This is a genomic window from Maribacter luteus, from assembly GCF_009674825.1.
GTDB lineage: Bacteria > Bacteroidota > Bacteroidia > Flavobacteriales > Flavobacteriaceae > Maribacter_A > Maribacter_A luteus.
On the sequence record NZ_WKJH01000005.1, the window covers coordinates 53,003 to 73,927 of the forward strand.

16 protein-coding genes are annotated in these 20,925 nt (G+C 38.4%); 9 read left to right on the forward strand and 7 right to left on the reverse strand.

Annotated elements, in window-relative coordinates:
* Positions 1-12: 12 nt before the first annotated feature.
* Both GJ691_RS08130 and rseP read right to left on the reverse strand, forming a co-directional pair.
* Positions 13-3,165 carry a SusC/RagA family TonB-linked outer membrane protein gene (locus GJ691_RS08130; protein WP_246200145.1) on the reverse strand — a complete coding sequence of 1,051 codons (3,153 nt, stop codon included), beginning with the start codon at positions 3,163-3,165 and terminating at the stop codon, positions 13-15.
* A 261-nt stretch (positions 3,166-3,426) separates the two neighbouring features.
* Positions 3,427-4,782 carry an RIP metalloprotease RseP gene (gene rseP, locus GJ691_RS08135; protein ID WP_154365681.1) on the reverse strand — a complete coding sequence of 452 codons (1,356 nt, stop codon included), beginning with the start codon at positions 4,780-4,782 and terminating at the stop codon, positions 3,427-3,429.
* A 158-nt stretch (positions 4,783-4,940) separates the two neighbouring features.
* Between rseP and GJ691_RS08140 the strand changes: the two genes are divergently transcribed.
* From GJ691_RS08140 to GJ691_RS08155, 5 genes are all read left to right on the forward strand, one after another.
* Entirely contained in the window at positions 4,941-5,615 is a 675-nt protein-coding gene (locus GJ691_RS08140; RefSeq protein ID WP_154365683.1) for an SCO family protein, read from the forward strand.
* A gap of 88 nt (positions 5,616-5,703) precedes the next feature.
* Positions 5,704-5,949: a FeoA family protein gene (locus GJ691_RS08145; RefSeq protein WP_154365685.1), complete on the forward strand. Its 246-nt coding sequence runs from the start codon at positions 5,704-5,706 to the stop codon at positions 5,947-5,949.
* The gene (gene feoB / locus GJ691_RS08150; protein WP_154365687.1) at positions 5,946-8,183 is read left to right on the forward strand and encodes a ferrous iron transport protein B; all 2,238 of its coding nucleotides are present in this window, start codon (positions 5,946-5,948) and stop codon (positions 8,181-8,183) included. Before GJ691_RS08145 ends, feoB begins: the two co-directional genes overlap by 4 nt.
* Position 8,184: 1 nt before the next feature.
* Positions 8,185-8,334: a hypothetical protein gene (locus tag GJ691_RS19490; RefSeq protein WP_179955066.1), complete on the forward strand. Its 150-nt coding sequence runs from the start codon at positions 8,185-8,187 to the stop codon at positions 8,332-8,334.
* Positions 8,335-8,648: 314 nt separating this feature from the next.
* Positions 8,649-10,190, forward strand: coding sequence for a carboxypeptidase-like regulatory domain-containing protein (locus tag GJ691_RS08155; RefSeq protein WP_154365688.1), 1,542 nt, complete (start codon positions 8,649-8,651; stop codon positions 10,188-10,190).
* Positions 10,191-10,193: 3 nt separating this feature from the next.
* Here GJ691_RS08155 and GJ691_RS08160 read toward each other — a convergent pair whose 3' ends face one another.
* The 4 genes from GJ691_RS08160 to GJ691_RS08175 form a co-directional block, all read right to left on the reverse strand.
* Complete coding sequence (locus GJ691_RS08160; RefSeq protein WP_154365690.1) at positions 10,194-10,580, reverse strand: DUF423 domain-containing protein; 387 nt, start codon at positions 10,578-10,580, stop codon at positions 10,194-10,196.
* A 67-nt stretch (positions 10,581-10,647) separates the two neighbouring features.
* Complete coding sequence (locus tag GJ691_RS08165) at positions 10,648-11,160, reverse strand: hypothetical protein (protein ID WP_154365692.1); 513 nt, start codon at positions 11,158-11,160, stop codon at positions 10,648-10,650.
* 214 nt (positions 11,161-11,374) lie between these two features.
* Positions 11,375-11,803 carry a hypothetical protein gene (locus GJ691_RS08170; protein WP_154365694.1) on the reverse strand — a complete coding sequence of 143 codons (429 nt, stop codon included), beginning with the start codon at positions 11,801-11,803 and terminating at the stop codon, positions 11,375-11,377.
* Positions 11,804-13,846: an alpha/beta hydrolase family protein gene (locus tag GJ691_RS08175; protein WP_154365696.1), complete on the reverse strand. Its 2,043-nt coding sequence runs from the start codon at positions 13,844-13,846 to the stop codon at positions 11,804-11,806.
* Positions 13,847-14,133: 287 nt separating this feature from the next.
* On the opposite strand from GJ691_RS08175, the gene GJ691_RS08180 reads away from it, so the two are divergent.
* Positions 14,134-16,416 (forward strand): TonB-dependent receptor, encoded by a 2,283-nt coding sequence (locus tag GJ691_RS08180; protein ID WP_154365698.1) that lies wholly within the window; start codon positions 14,134-14,136, stop codon positions 16,414-16,416.
* A gap of 12 nt (positions 16,417-16,428) precedes the next feature.
* On the forward strand, positions 16,429-17,631 hold the full coding sequence (locus tag GJ691_RS08185) for a lycopene cyclase family protein (RefSeq protein ID WP_246200146.1): 1,203 nt from the start codon (positions 16,429-16,431) through the stop codon (positions 17,629-17,631).
* 33 nt (positions 17,632-17,664) lie between these two features.
* Here GJ691_RS08185 and GJ691_RS08190 read toward each other — a convergent pair whose 3' ends face one another.
* Positions 17,665-18,639, reverse strand: coding sequence for a polyprenyl synthetase family protein (locus tag GJ691_RS08190; protein WP_154365700.1), 975 nt, complete (start codon positions 18,637-18,639; stop codon positions 17,665-17,667).
* A 326-nt stretch (positions 18,640-18,965) separates the two neighbouring features.
* On the opposite strand from GJ691_RS08190, the gene GJ691_RS08195 reads away from it, so the two are divergent.
* Together GJ691_RS08195 and GJ691_RS08200 are read left to right on the forward strand one after the other, a co-directional pair.
* Positions 18,966-19,571 (forward strand): TetR/AcrR family transcriptional regulator, encoded by a 606-nt coding sequence (locus GJ691_RS08195; protein ID WP_154365702.1) that lies wholly within the window; start codon positions 18,966-18,968, stop codon positions 19,569-19,571.
* A gap of 39 nt (positions 19,572-19,610) precedes the next feature.
* A complete protein-coding gene (locus GJ691_RS08200) occupies positions 19,611-20,921 on the forward strand; it encodes a TolC family protein (protein ID WP_246200147.1) in 1,311 nt (436 codons plus the stop codon).
* The last annotated feature ends 4 nt before the right edge of the window (positions 20,922-20,925 follow it).

A 20,925-nucleotide genomic window follows, 5' to 3' on the forward strand; every position in this document is an offset into this window, starting at 1 on the left:
TCAAATTTTTTATTAAAAACCAATTTTTAGACCCATGGAATAGCTTTCGGTCAAAGGAATCCCTTTACCTGAGAATCCATAAATGTTACTTCCTGCGCTATATGCACTTCCTTCTGGGTCGTAACCATCATAAGGGGTCCATAACAATATATTATTGGCACTGACACTAAACACCAAATTATCAAAAAGATCCTTTTTCCCAAATAATTGTGTAAAGTCATAACTAAGTCCTATACTCCTTAACTTTACCCATGACGCATCTTGCAGGTAGTTTTCCGCAGCACCTGTAAAATATGTCCAGCTTCTGTAATAACTTTCATCCAAACCATATGCGGTCGGTGTTGTATTGGTAACATAAGTACCGGGGGAATTAGGATCTTCCATAACCCCATCGAATACATAATCGTCTATGTTTCTATATTCTGTAACTTTACTTGTGCCGTTACGAATCATGTTTCGTCTTGCCCAACTGTATTTATCCCCTCCTTCTTTCCATTCTACTAAGAAATTGAGTCCTAAATTTTTCCATTTGATATTAGTGCCCAGAGACATTATAAAATCAGGTAATGCGTTCCCGACGATAACATAGCCTTCACTATCATCTATCTCTGGATAGCCCTCGGAATTAATAAAAAGCTCCCCGTCAACATAGGTCCAATTGTATCCATAAAGGGATCCCATTTTATCTCCCTCCTTGACCCTAAGGTACAATTCAGGAGCCCCATCACTGGCAAAAGTCACACTTTCTACATCATCGGGTAAATCAATTACCTCCCCTTCGGTTGTTGAGAAATTATAGACCAATTCCACATTTAGGTCATCGGTTTTCACAACATCACCACTTACTAAAAGTTCGTGCCCCCAATTTTTATAGTCCCCTGCATTTCTTGTGACTGAGGACAAACCTGTTGAATAGGCCATATTCACATCGAATATCTGGTTATTGACCTTTGAGGTGAAGTAAGAATAATCGAACCGCAACCTGTTTTTGAAAAACCTGAGATCCGTACCAACTTCCCATGTTCTTGTTCGTTCAGGAACAAGGTTCAAACCCGTACTGGTACTTGACCTAAACCCTCCTACACCATCAAAAGGAAAATCCCCATCGGCTACGAAATAGTGCCCACTATCACCAAAACCAGGTCCTTTACCTACTTCTGCCCATGAAGCCCTTAATTTACCAAAGGATAAAATGGTACTTTCCGAAGCTATATCCTCAGAAAACAAATAGGCACCACTTACCGATGGATAAAAGAACGAACGGTCTTCTTGGGGAAGTGTGGACACCCAGTCATTTCTTCCGGTAAATGTCACGAACAACTTATCTAAATACTCTAACTTCAATTCTCCGAACAAACCTACATTACGAACTTGGGTGACACTATTTGAATTATCCAAAATGGTAGCATTACTAATATCATTATAATGCGCAATATTCAAATTTTCACCATACATACGATCATAGTTGCTTTTGGTATCCGAGATTTGATTACCCAAAGAAAATGTGGTGTTGAAATCTTCGCTCCAATCCTTGGTCATAGTTGCCAAAAAATTAGATTCAATACCTGTGAAAAGTATGTTTTCATTTACTATAAAACCACCAACCTGAGAGCCTGTATCCAATTCAGGTGGAACAAAACGATTACGATGGTCCGAATAATTGTCTATTTGTGCCTGATAGGAAAAATTAAGCCACTCCAAAGGGCTCCAATTAAAGGTAACATTACCGATCCATCTATTCACATCATCTGTCAAGGCACTAACTTCGGCAAAATAACGGGGGTTATCGATCCAAGGCGTGTAATTACGTTGTGTGCCATCAGCATTTTTATAATCATTCATGTCAAACGTTGGTGAATAATAGGCCAAAGAACTTATAATCGACTTGTCACCACCATTCGCCCTTCGCCCTCCGGAATTCGTGAATTGTACCGATGAACTTATCTTGAAATTGTCCGTTACCTTATATCCTCCCTTAAACCTGAAGGATAACTTGTCATAATACGAGTTTGGAACAATACTCTGATCGCTGCTGTTACCTACCGAAAAGAAGTAATCGAACTTATCATCTGCACCACTGATATTAAAGTTCACTTGAGTATTGATTCCTGTAGAGAACAAATCATCAAAAATATCATGGAATTTATCATTGCTCAAATCCAATACGGTATCATCATCATATTGAAAAGTATCAACTGAGTATTCAGGGCCAAAAGAATAGAATGGTGTGCTGCTACCGGTTAAGGTATAACCCGTTTCCGTATCTGGTGTATAAAGCACTCTGGGTGAACCAAGATAACCTTCCCTATATTTTGTCTGTAATTCCGGTACTTTGGTCACATTTCTAAAGGTGGTGTTCATGGTAACATTAATCCTTGCCTTGCCGAACTTCCCTTTTTTAGTGGTAATGATAATTGCGCCGTTTGCAGCCCTAACACCATAAAGGGCGGTTGCCGCTGCACCTTTAAGCACATTATAACTTTCGATATCCTCAGGGTTTATGTCGCCCGACCTACTGGAAAAAGCAAATTGCTCAGAACTACTTGGTGCATTAGAACCTGCACTTGGCAACACATTCCCCGATATATTATCGTTGTTGATTGCTAAACCATCTACAATAATCAAGGGCTGGTTATTTCTCCCAGGATTAATGGAAGAAATTCCCCTAACCAAAATATCAACACCTCCACCGGCCGAACCCGAAGCCCGGTTGATCTGCACACCTGCAACACGGCCTTGTAAAGCCTCAACGGCACTTACCTGACCAGCTAAAATAACATCCTCTGTATTTACTTTGGTCACGGAATAGCCCAAGGACTTTTCCTTTCTTTCTACACCAAAAGCCGTTACCACAACCTCGTCCAGTTCATTAGTGTCCTCTTCCAACGTAACATCCAATCGATTCCCTGTCACCTCGATTTCCTTGCTGGTAAATCCTAAATAGGAAAAAACCAGAATCTCACCCTTAGAGGCCGCAATCTGAAATTTGCCGTCAAAATCGGCCGAAGCACCTCGCTGTGTTCCTTTTACCTGAATATTTACCCCAGGCAATACATTTCCGGTACCATCAACTACAGTACCCGAGACCATCATTTCCTGTGCCATAACAAATGATGCAATGGCATTTAAAAAAACAAGAAAGAATAGAATAGTTCTTTTTCTCATAAATATTTTAGTTTGATTAACACTCTAAGCTAGTAATTAATCAAACTTTTCTTAAATTATTTACGATATAAGTTGTGTGGGAAAATGTTAATTCAACAATAGATAATATTGCTTCATTTATTAACAATACTCAATAAAAAGAAGGGGGTAATCTTAAATTATTGTTAATTGGTTTTCCAAACCCTTGTAGGCAATTTGAATATCCGTTTCTTAATGGAAAGTATACCCCTAAATAATGGATACTTTTATTAAATAAATATTCTATTTAAATAACCATTTATAAACATCGTTACCATTTGCAAAAAGCAATAGTGCTATTAATATAAAGAACCCGATCATCTGGGCATATTCTAAAAATTTGTCGCTCGGTTTTCTTCCCGTAACCATCTCATAGAGTAAAAAGGCTACATGGCCACCATCCAATGCAGGTATAGGTAGAATGTTCATAAAGGCCAATATAATGGAAATAAATGCCGTTGTGTTCCAAAAGACAGGCCAGTTCCAACTTTCGGGGAACAAACCACCAATGGCTGCAAAGCCACCAACTTCTTTATAAGCCCCCGTATCCGGATTGAATATTTTCTTCATACCCTTTATATAGGTACTCAAGGTTGAGACACCTTTGTCAACTCCTGCTGGGATCGACTCCAAAAAGGAATATTTCCTCGTTTTTATATCAAAATAACCCCTTTCCGCATAGTCCTCCATGGTCAATCCGCCAATATGAACCCCAATGGTTGCCTCATCGCTCACCTTTGTGTTCAAATCAACAAGATCACCACCTTGCCTTTTTACGGTTACCACAACTTCCTTACCTTTATTAGCCTCTAAAATGGGTTTTACCTGATCTACATAAGATACTGCTGTACCGTTTACCTTTATAACCTCATCGAAAGCCTGGAAACCAACATCTTTATTCAACGAACCTTCTGCAACATCCTTAATGATAAAAGGCAGACGGTAGCTTAAAAAACGAACTTTGTCCTTATCCTCTGACAGGGTAGCGATAAAATCAACAGGTATTTCCTGTTCAAAAGTATCCCCATCCCGCACAACGGTCATGGTCTCACCATAAACGATTTCGGGCAATATATTCCTAAAGGCCTCTATCTTGTTACCATCTACAGCAATGATCTTATCCCCGGTTTGCACACCTAATTTATCACCAAGGGATTTTTCGGTCACTAAAAACCCGTCTTTTAAACTATCTGCAGGTACATATTCATCGCCATAGGCAAAAGCGAGTCCCACGTAGATAATTACGGCCAAAATAAAGTTTACCGTAACCCCACCCAACATAATGATCAAACGCTGCCAGGCCGGTTTGCTTCGAAACTCCCATTCTTTAGGTTCTTCTTTCATAGCTTCGGTATCCATACTCTCATCGATCATACCGGCAATCTTCACATACCCCCCAAGAGGCAACCAGCCGATACCGTAAACGGTTTCCCCGATTTTTTTCTTGAAAAGTGAAAATTTAATATCGAAAAAGAGATAGAATTTTTCAACCCTGGTCTTAAAAATCTTTGCTGGAATAAAATGTCCTAGCTCGTGGAGCACTATTAAAAGGGACAGACTTAAAAAGAATTGAATAATTTGTATTACTATCGGACTCATTTATTATTTCTAAAATTGATCGCACAAAAGTACGCTTTTACAAGGTCTTACAAAAAGAAACTGTTAGAGCGACTCCCTTTTTGTGAAATATTTAGCAGCATCGACACCCCCAATATTTGATAACCGCAGTAGACTAATGTACCTTTGAAAAAAAAATCATGCGTTCCTTTTTCGGTAAATACAAACTCTTCGCCATTGTGTTTTCGATTATATCGATTATCATTATGGTGCTCTTCTACAAAGCCCTTCAACCCAAAAAAACGTTGACCATTTACCAGCCTACAATGGTTAATCCGGAACTTGTTGACAGCACTTTGCAGCATGTAAAGAAATACCACACCGTAGCGGACTTCTCTTTAACCAATCAAAATGGAAAGACCATTACCCAAAAAGATTACGAAGGTAAAATCTATATTGCCGATTTTTTCTTTACCACCTGCCCCACCATTTGCCCTATCATGACAAAGAATATGGCCGGTATTCAGGAAATGATCAAAGAAGACGATGATGTTCTTCTACTTTCCCATTCGGTAACCCCTGTAATCGATTCCGTTGCACAATTAAAGAGATACGCAATGGAGAAAGGGGTTGATGATACTAAATGGAATTTGGTCACTGGTGATAAAAAACAGATTTATGAACTGGCACGAAAATCATATTTGGCCGTTAAGACCGATGGGGATGGTGGCCCGTTTGATATGATCCATACCGAAAACTTCATATTAGTTGACAAAGAACGTAGGATCCGTGGTTTTTATGATGGTACGAAAACAGAGGACATCGATAGATTAATGGATGATCTTAGGATATTGAAAGCCTCTTACTCAAAATAAAATCTTGGAAGATTTACATCGACTTTGGCGCTCTAATTCACTTTTTTCCTTTACTTTTGCTCTTACTTATAATCATTCTAAATAAAAATTGAGAACAAGCATTGCACATCTCAAGCGCGGGCAGAAAGGAGTCATCAGGGAATTTCCGGATGACCTTTTGCCCATTAAATTGCTCGAACTGGGATGCTTGCCTGGTAATGAAGTTGAATTGGTGCAAGTGGCACCATTTAAAGACCCTTTATATATCAATGTCAATGGCTCCCATATAGCGATACGGCGTTCCATGGCACTTAAGATTGAGTTGGATCTTATTGAAGATATCCCAAGCATATGAGTAAGCAAATAAATGTTGCTCTAATCGGCAATCCCAACACAGGTAAAACCTCGGTTTTCAACCAATTGACCGGATTGAACCAGAAAGTAGGCAATTACCCTGGGATAACCGTTGAGAAAAAAGAAGGGATCTGCAAACTACCACGAGGTGTAAAAGCCCATATAATAGACCTTCCGGGAACGTATAGTCTTAATACAACCTCTCTCGACGAAAGTGTTGCCGTTGAATTGCTTTTGAACAAAAATGACAAGGACCATCCCGATTTGGCCATTGTTATTTCCGACGTTGAAAACCTAAAACGGAATCTGTTACTGTTTACCCAAATCAAGGACTTGAAAATACCAACCATTCTGGTCATAAACATGGCAGATAGAATGGCTCGCAAGGGAATTTCAGTGGATATTGAACTACTGGAAAAAAAGTTGGATACCAAAATTGCCTTGGTAAGCACCCGAAAGAAAATAGGCATAGAAAGGTTAAAAGAGTTGATAGCCGACTATAAAAACCTATCGATTGCACCAAATGTGGATACAACGGTAATCGCCCCAGAGTATTTTAAAAGTTTGCAGGAAACATTCCCCAAGGAAGACCTATACAAGCTTTGGCTCGTTATCACGCAAGACGTGAACTTTATGCCTTTGGAAAAAAATCTGGTGAAAGATGCTTCATCATTCAATACCAAATCAAAATCTGAGCTTAAGAGGCTACAACAAAAAGAGACCATAAAACGGTATCAATTCATCAATTCCATTTTAAAAGAGACCTATAAAGTCGATATCAATGCTGCCAAAGGAATTAAGGCCACTCTTGATAAAATATTGACACATAAAATATTCGGCTACCTGATTTTCTTGGTCATTTTAATGACGATTTTCCAAGCGATCTATGACTGGAGCAGTATTCCGATGGATTTTATTGATGAATCTTTCGCAGCGGCCAGTGAATGGGTAAAGACATCATTACCCCCTGGAATGCTGACCGATCTCATAGCTGAAGGCATCCTTTCGGGAATCGGTGGAATCGTCATATTCATTCCTCAGATCGCATTCCTGTTTTTGTTCATTTCACTCCTGGAAGAATCCGGATATATGAGTAGGGTCGTTTTCCTGATGGACCGTGTAATGCGACCATTCGGTTTAAGTGGCAAGAGTGTTGTCCCATTAATTTCGGGTACGGCATGTGCCATACCTGCCGTAATGGCAACAAGGACCATCGAAAATTGGAAAGAACGGCTAATAACCATCTTAGTCACTCCCTTTACTACGTGTTCTGCTCGGCTTCCTGTTTATCTTATCATCATAGCATTGGTCATTCCCGAAGGTCGCTTTTTAGGGTTGGGATACCAAGCCATGACCTTAATGCTTTTGTATTTAATAGGATTCGGCGCCGCGATAATTTCAGCGATGCTCCTGAATAAAGTGTTGAAGATCAAAAGCCGCACTTTTTTCGTTATGGAAATGCCCAATTACAAACTCCCTTTGTTGAAAAACGTAATATATACGGTATGGGAAAAAACAAAAAGCTTTGTTTTTGGAGCAGGTAAAATTATTCTGGCCATATCTATCATTCTATGGTTTTTGGGCTCTAACGGATTTACCGACAAGTATGAAAATGCAGAATCGATCATTGAAAAAAGGATACAGGACGAAGGTCTGTCTGCATTCAATCAAGAAAATATCGCGAACGATATTGCCGTATACGAAATTGCCCTTAACGATAGCATTGCAAAAAATGTATATAAAATAGGCCCTGAACAGGTTACCGATTCTATAAAAAGCTATCAGAAAGAATTGTTCGAAAAGGCCAAACATCAGGAAATAGCGAGCTTTAAATTGGAGAATTCCTATATCGGAAACATGGGTAAGGCCATTGAGCCCATGGTTAAACCCTTGGGTTATGATTGGAAAATAGGCATTGCCCTGATCACTTCATTCGCTGCGAGGGAGGTATTCGTTAGCACCTTGGCCACCATTTACAGCGTTGGAAGCGATGAGGAAGACACCATAAAAAACCGCATGTCAGCTGAAATGAATGCGAACACCAATAAACCGTTGTTCAATTTGGCCTCGGGAATATCCTTACTACTTTTTTACGCCTTCGCCATGCAGTGCATGAGTACATTGGCCATCGTAAAACGTGAAACCAATTCATGGAAATGGCCATTGGCACAATTGGTTTTTATGACTCTATTTGCTTATATTGTAGCATTGATCGCCTATCAAATATTGAAATAACATGGAACTGTTTCAACAAATAGTCGTTTATATCATCGTTGCATTGGCCATAGTTTATATGGTGGGTAAGTTCTTATGGCCAAAATCGTTGTTTTCTTCTAAAAAAAGTCCAAAAAAAGTTTGTGGGGAAGATGGTTGCGGTTGCCATTAAACCATAGGAACTACTCTTTTCTACCCTGCCCATTTAATTTTCTTAACAAAACCGGTAACTATTTATCTGCAAGGTCGTCTTGCTTTTATAAGGACAATTTTAAATATGTGATCATAATTCCCATAGGTCACTTTTGATATATTATGAGACGAAATAGTCCACAAATAGGTAAATAAAAACAATTGACATTTTTTTAAACAATCTTGGGCCGTAGCTCATAATAAAAAGCTAAATGTGTCATAAAGAAAATAAAAAATGAACCCACATTAATTCAAGTATGTGTTAGTTTGTTTTCAACTAATCAACAATCATCCATGGACAAAATTATTTTGTGGCTAATCGCCGCATTGCTCACCGTTGTTTGTAGCACCGTACAAAGTCAAACCCTTACCTCCCGAGTATTGGATTCTGTTACTCAAGAACCTATCCCCTACGCCACGGTACAATTGAACAAAAAAGGCGTAATTACCAATGAGGAAGGTAGATTCAGCTTTCTTTTAGATGGTACTGTTTCGGAAACCGATTCACTTTTCATTTCATGTATCGGTTATGCATCAATCGGAAAGCCATTGAAAGAATTCTCGGAGAACGCAGTTTACTTAAGTCCGAAAGCCATTGAACTAAATCCCGTAATCGTTTCCAATAAAAACTATTCCGCAGATGAAATCATAGATTTGATAGAAGAGAATCTAGACAAGAATTACAACACCGACCTTAGTCAAAAAAGGATGTTCTTCAGGGATTCCTACTTTCAGAATTTCAATAAGACCGATTATACTTTCGTAAAATCCACGATCAAGGAACTCAACAAAAAATTCCTGGACAGTGTCTTGAACACCGTGCCGAAAAAATCTAGCTATTACACAGAGATACTTTGTGACCTTTATGGCAATACAGAGGAAGATAACCAGAAAATGGATATCATAAAAGCATCCGAACTATATGACAAAAGTAAAGAACTGGATTATGAAAAATTAGAAGAGAAGTTCAACGAGATCATAAAATCGAACATTAAAAGAGATTCCTATTTCAAGATAAAATCAGGATTGTTCGGCACTAAGATCAAGGGAGAGGATTTTGACGAAATATTCGAATCGGATATCGATTCAACCGATCAAGTCGCCTTGGAAAAAGAATTGGAAGAAAAGAAAAAAAGGGAGATTGACCGTAAGACCAATTTCGCAAAATATCGCAAGAACAGTATTGTGGACATGATGAATGACCTCTTTTATCTGGACGATTCACCGCTGAACTTCATCAGTAAGTCAAGAAAATACGATTACACCTTAAAAGAGTTTACCTATATGGGTAAAGATGCGGTCTACATCTTGGGATTCACCCCCAAAGGTTCGGCGGATTACCAAGGAACACTTTACGTAAATTCTGACGATTTTGCCATTGTACGCCTGGATTATGAAAACGTAAAGTCATTAAAGAAATTCAATTTATTGGGCATAAGTATGAACCAATATCTAAACAAGGGTAAAATGATTTTCGCAAAATCAACCAACGACAAATACGATCTACGGTTTCTGGAACAAGAAGAGGGCACTAATGTAGGTATACGAAGACCGCTCAAAATCATAGAGAAAAACAAACATGTAAAGGGTCGAAACAAGCAAAATGAGCTTTTCGTAAAATTGGATATGGGTACGATCGGCACCAATAAACGAGAACTGATCGTATTCGATTCAAAACCTATAAGCAAATCCGCTTATGAGGCATTCAAAGAAAAAAATGACATTCTACCTACCTATATGCCCAACTATAATCCTGAATTTTGGCAAGGTTATTCCATCATTGAACCCAACAAGGCCATTAGGGAATTTACCTCTGAAGAAGAAATTGCCAAATAGCCATTAAACAAGATTGACAATAAAATTATAGAACAACAGTCCCCAACCTATTACCAAAAGCAGACCTCCCAAGGGAGTTACAGGGCCGATAAACGCCATGTTCTTTCCTTTGGATTTTCCTATGACCAACAAGTAAATACTAAAAGAAAACAATAAGATCCCGAAGATAAAACAGTAAATCATATATCGTTGAACATTCGTATCAAGATTCAGGTTAAAACTTAACACCAACAATAGAATAGCATGGTACATTTGGTATTTTAAACCTGTCTCGAAACTTTTTAACTGATCGTTGTTCAATGATTTTTTTAGTGCATGGGCTCCAAAAGCACCAAAAACAACCGCTAACAAACCTAACAAAGAACCAATAACTTGAGCTAAAAGAACCATTATTCCTATTTTGGTCCTAAGATATATAAACCTATTGAAGTGATGGTTTTCTTCCCAAACATTCTTACTAAAAAGAATGCGTCGGGGATATGGAACCATCTTTCTGAAGTGACATATAAACCGGCGAGGTCATAAAAAGTTGCTGCACCTGTTCATCCCAATTACGGGCAATATTGAAATAACTGGTATTGGTTTCCGCCATGATCTCATTGCAATCGTTACAGGTGTGTTTATAATCTAAGAAATGGTGTGCAAATTCATGGAATGCAACTACTTTGAGAATCTCATTATCCAACAAAGCGGCCCAACTGATATAAATGTTATCGATATTCCCAGAATTATCCCGAGAGACCATTCCCAAAACGGTGTTATGTTCCTCCAAGGGTAGATTATTTACAATATCGATTCCTTGCAACTGAAATAGTTTTGAGTGGTAATCAATATGGTACAAATTACACTGTTCTAAGAATTCATTCAATATTGGCTGTAATCGTCCATCAACATTAACACTGTTTTGGGCATTCAACCCATATACCATTCCAAATAAACAGAGAAACAATTTGAATAAACGATTTTTCATACGCCAAAATTTAGATTCACACTAGGTTATTACATATTGATGTATTTTCAACGATTTACTATATAACATAAATATACTATTTATAATTAACGTAATCGTTATATTATTATTTCCATTTGAGCTATTTTTAACACAATTCGATGATCTTTTCTTAAATTAATCCCAATAAAAAAACCCGAAGATAAATTCTTCGGGTTTTTTATTTTTTTGTGTTTCAATCAGCAGACTGAACCTTGCCTTTTAATACATCGAATAATCGTATCGTTTCTAAACTGTCCTTGTAATTAAGATAAAGTTTGGCAGAATCCTTATACACTATTTTGATTTTCCGGTCGGAAAAGTTGTCGACATAAACATTCACTTTTTCATTGGTAAGGGAATCCTTGAACTCCCTAAAAATACCCTTTTCTTTTTCAAAGGCCGAAAAACCATTCAACCGCTCCATTGGAGGAATCTTATCGACCCAAAGCACACTATCCATTTCGGAATATTTCAACTTCTTATAATAGAATCCCGACAGGATCTTGAATTGATCGTCCTCTATTTTGGTCCAATTCTTATAATGCATAAGAAATGCCATAAAACAGACTATGACCGTCAGTACGATAATAAGGTTCCAAAAAAGACTTCTTTGTTTTGCCATTTAATTTTTATCAGCACTTTTATATTTATCAAACCAGGCCAATGTATGGGCAATCTTCGTGATTAAATTACTCGGTCTATTGGCAATACCATGGCTTGCACTGGGGATTTCAACGAAAACCGTCTCTTTTTTCCTCAATTTAAGGGCATGGTACAGTTGCTTTGCCTCGCTGGGAGGTGTTCGCAAATCGTTCATCCCAACCATGACCATGGTCGGGGTTTCAATATTACCAACGAGCGAAAGTGGGGAAAATTTCCAATACCCCTCAAAATTCTCCCAAGGTTGACCTGGGTAACGGGAATTTGCGTACCCAAAATAATTATCTGCCACAAGTGTTTTACTGATCCAGTTCATTACGGGTTTAGCCACTACCGCAGCCTCAAACCTATTGTTCTTTCCGATGATCCATGCCGTCATTATTCCACCTGCACTGCCCCCAGTAACGAACAATTGGTCCTCATGGGCGATGCCTTTGGCGATACAAAAATCCACACCGTCCATCACATCATTATAGTCATCACCAGGATAATTGTTATATAATAAATTCCCGAATTCCTCACCATAACTGGTACTACCCCTAGCATTGGGATAAAAGACAATATAACCCGCCGCTGCATACAATTGCATTTCTACGGAAAAACGATCTCCATAGTTTAAAATAGGTCCTCCATGGTTCTCTACCATAAAAGGATATTTTTTTGAGGCATCGTAATCTGGAGGATATACGACCCATCCTTGAATATCCCTTTGATCCACTGAAGATTTGTACCAAACTTCCTCGACCTTTCCCAAGTTTCTATAACTTAACAAGCCTTGGTTCAAGTCCGTTATTTTTACCGGTGATTTGGCCTTGGCATTCAGGATAGCCAAATCGGATGGATGTTCGGGCCTTGTTTTCGTAAAAACAATCTTTCCATTTTTGGATACACTGAATGAGCCGCTGGCGTAGGGTCTCCCTATAGTCGTACCTCCCATATCATCGGCCAGTTCCTTAACCTTTCCTTGAGCGGTGATATACCCAATTTTACTGTTGCCCTTATCATCAAATGAGAAATAAAGTCCTTCACTCTTACTGTCCCAAACGATATCGGATACACTTCTATCCAGTTCTTGGGAAACAACCCTTTGGTTACTACCATCGACATTCATTAGATATAGACGACGTACTTGATAAGTCTGTACTTGATCATCATATCCTATATAAGCAATAAATTTACCGTTTGGTGATGCAACCGGATACGAATCTGGACCTTTTCTATTCGTTAAGGTGGCAATGGTGCCATTTTCTACTCCTATTGAATAAATCTCGCTGTTTCTAAATTCATATTCCCAATCGGCCGTTCTATTGGCAGAAAAATAAATCTTATCTCCTTTGGGAGACCAACTCAATTTGCCCCTATGATGAAAATCACCGGATGAAAGCTGGCGGGGGGCACCCCCATTTGAAGGTATAGTGAATATATGGCTAAAACCAGGTTTTATATAACCCCGACCATCTGCCTCGTGGTACAGCCTATCGGTTATCCTTGGAGCTTCGGCCCATTTTGCCCCTTTGGGCTTTTTGGGCATTTTGGCCACAACAGGGGTCTTTTCCTCCAATTTCATGGTAAATGCCAATTGGTCACCATTGGGTGACCATGTCAAGGATCCTGGGCTGAATGGTAATTGTGAAATTTTTGCAGACTTACCTGTATTGAACCAGTAAATAAAAATCTCGGAACCTTCATCGGTACTGCTAACATATGCTATACGGTCTCCTTTTGGTGACCATCTGGGACTTAATTCGCTATTGTCCTTAGAGGTTAGCTTTTGATGTTCGGAGCCATCCGTCTTGATTATCCATAAATCACCAACCGACTTATCTTTCATCACATCCATCCGCATTCTACGATAAACGACCCACTCCCCATTAGGGGATATCTGGGGATCTGAGGCATATTGCAGATCAAAAAGATCCATATAGGTAAATTCCTTTTTTTGGGCATTCCCATTGAAAAGAATAAAGAGTAACAGTAGTGTAATAGGTAGTTTTTTAAAAATCATAAACTTGGAATATTTATAAGTTAAACTTAAGGAATAACCCCGACTATGCAAAGTGGATATGCCTATTCCTCAGAGAATGGACAAGATTTGGTTTTGTAAACCTTAGAGGGAATGAAAAAATTATGATGACTATCTATAGTGTTGTTTTCCTAAGCCATTTCATAATTACGACCTATTAAAATACACCCCTCAAAATCTTAATTTTTTTAACAAATCATTCCTTATGATTGAAAACAAATTGCTAGTTTTACACTTATTTTTAATTTGTCTAAATAAAGATTATATAAATGAAACCTGCTTTTTATTCCCTTGTATTTTTGTTCTCATTACTGCCCTTCTCTTTGACGGCACAACAAGCCCAAATACAAGGTGTTATTTCCGAGGCCGGTTTTCCTATACCTTATGCCAATGTATTTATAGACGGCACCTCAATTGGCACATCTAGTAATGATAACGGAATTTATTCAATCAAGAATATTGGGCCAGGAAGCTATACCCTTATCGTATCGGTTGTGGGGTATTTACCGTATTCTAACCGAATAAAAGTAAAAAATAACGAGACACAGGTTTTAAATATTCAGCTAACACCAAGTACTGAACAGTTGGAGGAAATGGTGGTAACAGGAACACTAAAAGCGGTTAGCAGGTCTGAAAGTCCCGTACCGGTAGAGGTTTACAGTCCTACTTTCTTGAAAAAGAATCCGACAGCAAGTATATTCGAAGCCCTGCAAAACGTTAACGGAGTAAGGCCACAGATCAATTGTAACGTTTGTAATACGGGCGACGTGCACATAAATGGACTTGAAGGGCCTTACACCCTGGTTTTAATAGACGGGATGCCCATAGTCAGTGGACTGGGAACGGTCTATGGCCTAACGGGAATACCAAACTCATTGATAGATCAGATAGAGATCGTAAAAGGACCCGCATCAAGTCTTTATGGTAGTGAGGCAGTAGGTGGCCTTATCAATGTCATCACCAAAAGTCCAGAAACTGCGCCAATCTTTTTTGCAGATAGTTTTATGTCAGATTGGGGCGAATTGAATTTGGATGTTGGTACTAAGTTCAATTTAGGAGCAAAAACAGATGCCTTACTAGGCATCAATTACTTCAATTACAGTAATCCCATCGATAACAACAACGATAATTTTACCGATCTTACCTTACAGGACCGTATCTCCGTTTTTCAAAAATGGAATTTTAAAAGGGAAAACAACCGCATATTTTCTTTGGCTGGTCGCTATTTTTATGAAGATCGATGGGGAGGTGAAATGCAATGGACTCCCGAATATAGAGGTGGTGATGAAATTTACGGTGAAAGTATTTACACTAGTAGATGGGAGGTATTGGGCAAATATGAACTGCCCATAAAAGAAAAAGTATTGTTTTCTTTCTCTTATAATGACCATCATCAAGATTCACGATATGGGGACACTAAATATATTGCAGACCAACGTATTGGCTTTGGTCAATTTACCTGGGACAAACAATTGGGCAACCACGACTTACTTTTTGGTGCCGCATTACGCTATACGTTTTATGATGATGACACCCCTGCAACATCAGGAGATACCGGTAACGAAGAGGATGAAGTTTGGTTACCCGGTTTTTTTGTTCAAGATGAGTGGAAATTTGCCGAAAAGCATTCGATATTGACCGGTGTTAGAATTGACTATGACTCAAGGCACGGTAACATAATTACCCCAAGGGCAGCCTATAAATGGAAACCCTCTGCCAACGATGTATTTCGTGTTAATTTTGGCACCGGTTTTAGAGTGGTCAACCTATTTACCGAAGATCATGCCGCATTGATCGGGGCCAGGGACGTCATCATCGAAGAAGACCTTGACCCAGAACAATCCATTAATTTTAATGCAAACTATTTAAGAAAATTCTATTTTGATAATGGAACGTTTTTAAGTTTGGATTTATCGGCATTTTACACCCGTTTTTCAAACGCCATTATCCCAGACTACGATACGGATCCCAATTACATTATCTATGATAACCTAGATGGCCACTCGGTATCCCAAGGATTTAGCGCTAATTTAGACCTGTTTTTACCAAACGGATTAAAATTCATGGTCGGGGCAACCTTGCAAGATGTAAGTAATACCGAAAACGGCATAACACAAGACCAAATCCTAACAGAAAGTTATGCCGGCACTTGGAACGTTTCCTACACCCATAGACCTTGGAACTTGAGCATAGATTACACGGGTAACTTATATGGACCTATGCGTCTTCCATTACTCGGTGATTTGGATCCAAGGGACGAATACTCGCCTGTTTGGAGCATTCAGAACATCCAATTCACTTATAAAGGAATTAAGAATTTTGAATTTTATGGCGGAGTCAAAAACCTGTTGGATTGGACCCCCAACAAAGGAAATCCTTTTATTATCGCTCGTGCAAATGACCCTTTTGACAAGGACGTAACTTTTGACAATAACGGTGATGTAGTCGCTACCGCAGACAATCCTTATGCCTTAACATTTGACCCAACATACATATATGCCCCAAATCAAGGGATACGTACTTTCTTTGGGTTGCGTTATCGATTGGATTAATACGGGTTAGCTTTGGCGAAATGCCTATTTTTGAATGGGAACATTCATAGGCAATCTCAATTGGAAAAAATCACGGCAAAATATGATTATATCATAATCGGTTCGGGTGCAGCTGGTTTAATGCTGGCAGACGCATTAGGTCGTGATTCCTATTTTCAAAATAAAAGAATCTTACTTCTTGATAAAGACTCTAAGAAATCGAATGACCGTACTTGGTGTTTTTGGGAAAATGGGCCCGGACAATTCGACCCAATAGTGGCTAAAAAATGGGAGAACATCTTCTTCGGTGGACAAGAATTCTCAGCCCATTTCAATATTTCTCCCTATAGCTATAAATTGGTCCGTGGTTTGGATTTTTATAAATACTATTTTAAACGGATAAACGAATATTCCAATATAGATTTTATTGAAGAAGAAGTCTTATCGATAACCGAGAACAAGGAGCAGGTATCGGTTTCCACAGCAAATTCCGTGTATTCAGGGCTACAAGTATTCAATAGCACATTCAATTTCGAAATCCTTAATGACCAAAAGAGGTTTCCGGTTTTACAGCAACATTTTGTCGGTTGGTTGGTCAAGACCAAAGATCCTATTTTTAATAAAAACCAAGCCACATTCATGGACTTTTCGGTTGAACAGAAAAACAACACCCGATTCATGTACGTGCTGCCATATTCAGATAATAAGGCTTTAATAGAATACACCTTGTTTTCTGAACATCTATTACCAATGGATGATTATGAAAAGGCAATCAAAGATTACCTCATAACAAAATACGATTGTTCTGATTTTGAGATTATTGAAAAGGAGAAAGGAAGTATACCTATGACCTGCTATGATTTTCAGGCCCATAACACCAATAGGGTGCAACACATTGGTTCTGCCGGTGGCTGGACCAAACCCAGCACAGGATACACTTTTTACAATACCTTTAAAAAGATTGAAATATTAATTCCTTTGATCAAAAAAAACAAGCCTTATTCCGTATTACGCAGTAAAAGCAAATTCAGGTTTTACGACCTACTTCTCTTAGATATCCTTTATACCGAAAACCACAAGGGTCAGTATATTTTTGAAACCCTATTCAAGAACAGCCCCCCTCAATTGATCTTTAAGTTTTTAGATGAGGAAACCAACCTTTGGGAAGATATTAAAATAATCTTAGCGTGTCCTAAGAAAGAATTCCTAAAAGCCCTTTTTAAAAGATTGTTTTGACATTTTATAAAACAGGTACAGTAAAGGATGTACCTATACTTTTCTCTTCATTAAATTTTCACCGAATTGTTTCAACATGGCTTTCTTTTCGTCTGAGATATTGAGGACATTCAGAACTTCAAATGCTTTTTCGGTATAATTTCCGATTTCCGTTTTTGTGTGTTTTGCAGCACCTGAAGAAATAAATACTGTTTTTACCGTTTTTATCTTCTCCGCAACATCTTGTGGTTGTATGGAGTATAGATCAAGTATTTCTTTCTGTTCCTCGGCACTGCCCAATTGCAAGGCCGATAGGTACAAAATGGTCTTTTTATTCTCGATAATGTCGCCCCCTACTTGCTTTCCGAAAGTTTTGGGATCCCCAAAGGCATCCAAATAATCATCTTGCAATTGAAAGGCGATACCTAAATTTTTTCCGAATTCATAAATCAGGTTTTGATCTTTTAAAGAAGCACCGGCAATAATACCTCCCATTTTCATGGCAGCCGCTACAAGAACCGCTGTTTTGTATTCTATCATATGCAGGTACTCAGGTACGGTAACGTCTTCCCTGGTTTCAAAATCCATATCGTATTGTTGTCCCTCACAAACTTCCAAGGCCGTTTTACTAAAGAGCTCCGCCAGTTCTCGAAAAGTATCACTTGGGTAATTTTCAAACAATTGGTAGGCCAAGATCAACATGGCATCCCCGGATAAGATCCCGGTATTTATATCCCATTTTTCATGAACAGTTCGTTGACCCCTCCGCAAAGGCGCGTCATCCATGATATCATCATGTACCAATGAAAAATTATGGAATACCTCAATGGCCAAAGCGGCATGCAACGCCTTCTTATAATCGGTTCCGAAAATCTCGGTGGTCATAAGGGTAAGTACCGGCCTAAGTCGTTTACCCCCTAAACCTAAGATATAAACAATAGGATCATAAAGCTTTTTAGGTTCTCTAGTACCCACCTTTTGTTCTAAATGGGTAATAAATTCTTCTCTATACTGTTCTATGGAATGCATTGCAGCTAATTTTCGTCAAAAATACATCCATTTTTGACAAACTCATTTATAGTTTTGCACTTCGAAATCAAAATATCAAAAACAAATCCCCTACTAATACAATAGTCCCAATAAGTTACACCTTTAAGATAGCCCCTAAGATTGAATAACTTTTGACGACATTTTACAACTTTGAAAAAATAGTCCTATACAAAAATATGGCTTCGAAAAACTATCATGGTTTTTAGAGTCCCGAAGTAATTGATGTTAAATTATCGTAAAACTTTGGAAACTTTAAATGTTTTTTAAGTTTCCTAATTATATTTGCCCCCTATTATTTCATTTAAATGAGAGAGAAGATACTATATAAGGCCACTGATTTGTTCTTGAACCTTGGTTTCAAGAGTGTTACCATGGATGATCTGGCCCATGAATTGGGTATTTCGAAAAAGACAATTTACACCCATTTTCCCAACAAGACCAAATTGGTGGAAGAATGCACCAAACAATTGTTCTGTACCATCTCGGAAGAGATTGATAACGTGTGCGCCTTAGAAAAGAACCCTATTGAAGAACTGTATGAAATAAAAAAAATAGTGCTGTTACATCTTAAGGATGAAAAAGCATCTCCCCAATATCAATTACAGAAATACTATCCGAAGATCTTTGAAGACCTTAAAAACAAACATTTCGAAGTAATGCAAGGATGTACTGTCCAAAATATTAAAAAAGGAATTCAAATGGGCATCTATCGTAAGAACCTCAATATAGATTTTCTCTCAAGAATTTATTTCTCTGGCATAACAAGCCTTAAAAATCATCTCCTATTTCCTGTAACAATGTTCACAATGTCCAGTCTTATGGATGAGTTTCTGGAATACCATTTAAGGGGAATCGTAACCACCAAAGGCCAAGAAATATTGAATACTATAATCAACTCAAATCAAGAATAGATGAAAATCCGTTTTATACTCGTTTTTATATTTTTTACAATGATCAAGGGATACTCCCAAGATCTGCCCGAAAGCTTTACCTTAGAGGAAGCCATTACTTATGCGTTGGAACACAATTATAGTGCTATAAATTCCAATAGGGATATCATCGACGCACAAAAACAAAAATGGGAAACCATAGCCGACGGGTTGCCACAGATCAATGGAGCGGTAAGCTATTCAAATCAATTAAAGCAAACCGTTTCCCTTATACCTGCTGAATTCTTTGGTGGTGAGGCCGGAACTTTTGAACCCGTTATTTTTAGCGAACCCCAACAAGTATCAGCTACCGCCACCTTAACGCAACAAATATTCGACGGTTCATACATTGTGGGTGTACAGGCTACAAAGACCTTTTTGAACTATACGGCCAACAATAAAGAAAAAACCGAATTGGATGTACGCAAGGCGGTAGTCGAGGCATATGGGAATGTTCTATTGTCCCAAGAGAGTATCGCCATACTTGAAAAAAACCAGGCCACCTTGGCGAAAAACCTATTCGAAACCAAAAAGATCTTCGAAAACGGATTAGGGGAAGAGGAAAGTGTTGAGCAATTACAGATTACTTTATCCTCAGTTGAAAGCCAATTGAAAAATGCGATCCGATTAAAAGAAATAACCCTTCAAATGTTGAATCTTTTAATAGGTAAACCCATAGATTCCCCAACTAAATTGACAGAGAATCTTGATGACCTTACCCTAAAACAAATAGACCTGAATTTATTGGATTCCCCATTGAACATGGAAAACAATGTAGATTTTAAATTGGCCAGTAATCTTAATGAGCAAAGGGCTTTAGAATTGAAATTAGCCAAAAGTAGGGCACTCCCAACCTTAAATGCCTATATAAATTATGGTAGTATTTCATATAGCGACTCTTTTGATTTCCTTAGTGGGGACCCTGAATGGTTCGACTATTCCATATTGGGTTTCGACCTGAACATTCCTATTTTCAGTTCACTAAAACGCAGTGCTAGTACCCAAAGGGCACGCATAGCATTGGAAAAGGCAAAAACCCAATTTACCGAAGCTCAAGAACAGATTCGCTTGGAATGGCAACGGGCCAAGAGTAATTATACATTGGCCATTGAAGAATATGATACCGCAAAAAACAATCTGGCCCTTGCAGAACGTATTGAAAACAAGAACGAAATAAAATATTTCGAAGGTTTGGCCAGCAGTTTCGATCTTCGACAAGCACAAACCCAATTGTATTCGGCTCAACAAGAATACCTACAATCCATGGTAACGGTAATCAATACCAAGACCGCCTTGGAAACCATATTGAACAACAAACAATTAGATAAATAAGCAA

What these genes read in the sequence shown, in the direction of transcription:
- GJ691_RS08200 (WP_246200147.1), top strand. Translation starts at nt 19,611, where the DNA reads ATGATCAAGGGATACTCCCAAGATCTGCCCGAAAGCTTTACCTTAGAG.
- GJ691_RS08175 (WP_154365696.1), bottom strand. Translation starts at nt 13,846, where the DNA reads ATGATTTTTAAAAAACTACCTATTACACTACTGTTACTCTTTATTCTT.
- GJ691_RS08170 (WP_154365694.1), bottom strand. Translation starts at nt 11,803, where the DNA reads ATGGCAAAACAAAGAAGTCTTTTTTGGAACCTTATTATCGTACTGACG.
- GJ691_RS08165 (WP_154365692.1), bottom strand. Translation starts at nt 11,160, where the DNA reads ATGAAAAATCGTTTATTCAAATTGTTTCTCTGTTTATTTGGAATGGTA.
- GJ691_RS19490 (WP_179955066.1), top strand. Translation starts at nt 8,185, where the DNA reads ATGGAACTGTTTCAACAAATAGTCGTTTATATCATCGTTGCATTGGCC.
- feoB (WP_154365687.1), top strand. Translation starts at nt 5,946, where the DNA reads ATGAGTAAGCAAATAAATGTTGCTCTAATCGGCAATCCCAACACAGGT.
- GJ691_RS08190 (WP_154365700.1), bottom strand. Translation starts at nt 18,639, where the DNA reads ATGCATTCCATAGAACAGTATAGAGAAGAATTTATTACCCATTTAGAA.
- rseP (WP_154365681.1), bottom strand. Translation starts at nt 4,782, where the DNA reads ATGAGTCCGATAGTAATACAAATTATTCAATTCTTTTTAAGTCTGTCC.
- GJ691_RS08130 (WP_246200145.1), bottom strand. Translation starts at nt 3,165, where the DNA reads ATGAGAAAAAGAACTATTCTATTCTTTCTTGTTTTTTTAAATGCCATT.
- GJ691_RS08195 (WP_154365702.1), top strand. Translation starts at nt 18,966, where the DNA reads ATGAGAGAGAAGATACTATATAAGGCCACTGATTTGTTCTTGAACCTT.
- GJ691_RS08140 (WP_154365683.1), top strand. Translation starts at nt 4,941, where the DNA reads ATGCGTTCCTTTTTCGGTAAATACAAACTCTTCGCCATTGTGTTTTCG.
- GJ691_RS08180 (WP_154365698.1), top strand. Translation starts at nt 14,134, where the DNA reads ATGAAACCTGCTTTTTATTCCCTTGTATTTTTGTTCTCATTACTGCCC.
- GJ691_RS08155 (WP_154365688.1), top strand. Translation starts at nt 8,649, where the DNA reads ATGGACAAAATTATTTTGTGGCTAATCGCCGCATTGCTCACCGTTGTT.
- GJ691_RS08160 (WP_154365690.1), bottom strand. Translation starts at nt 10,580, where the DNA reads ATGGTTCTTTTAGCTCAAGTTATTGGTTCTTTGTTAGGTTTGTTAGCG.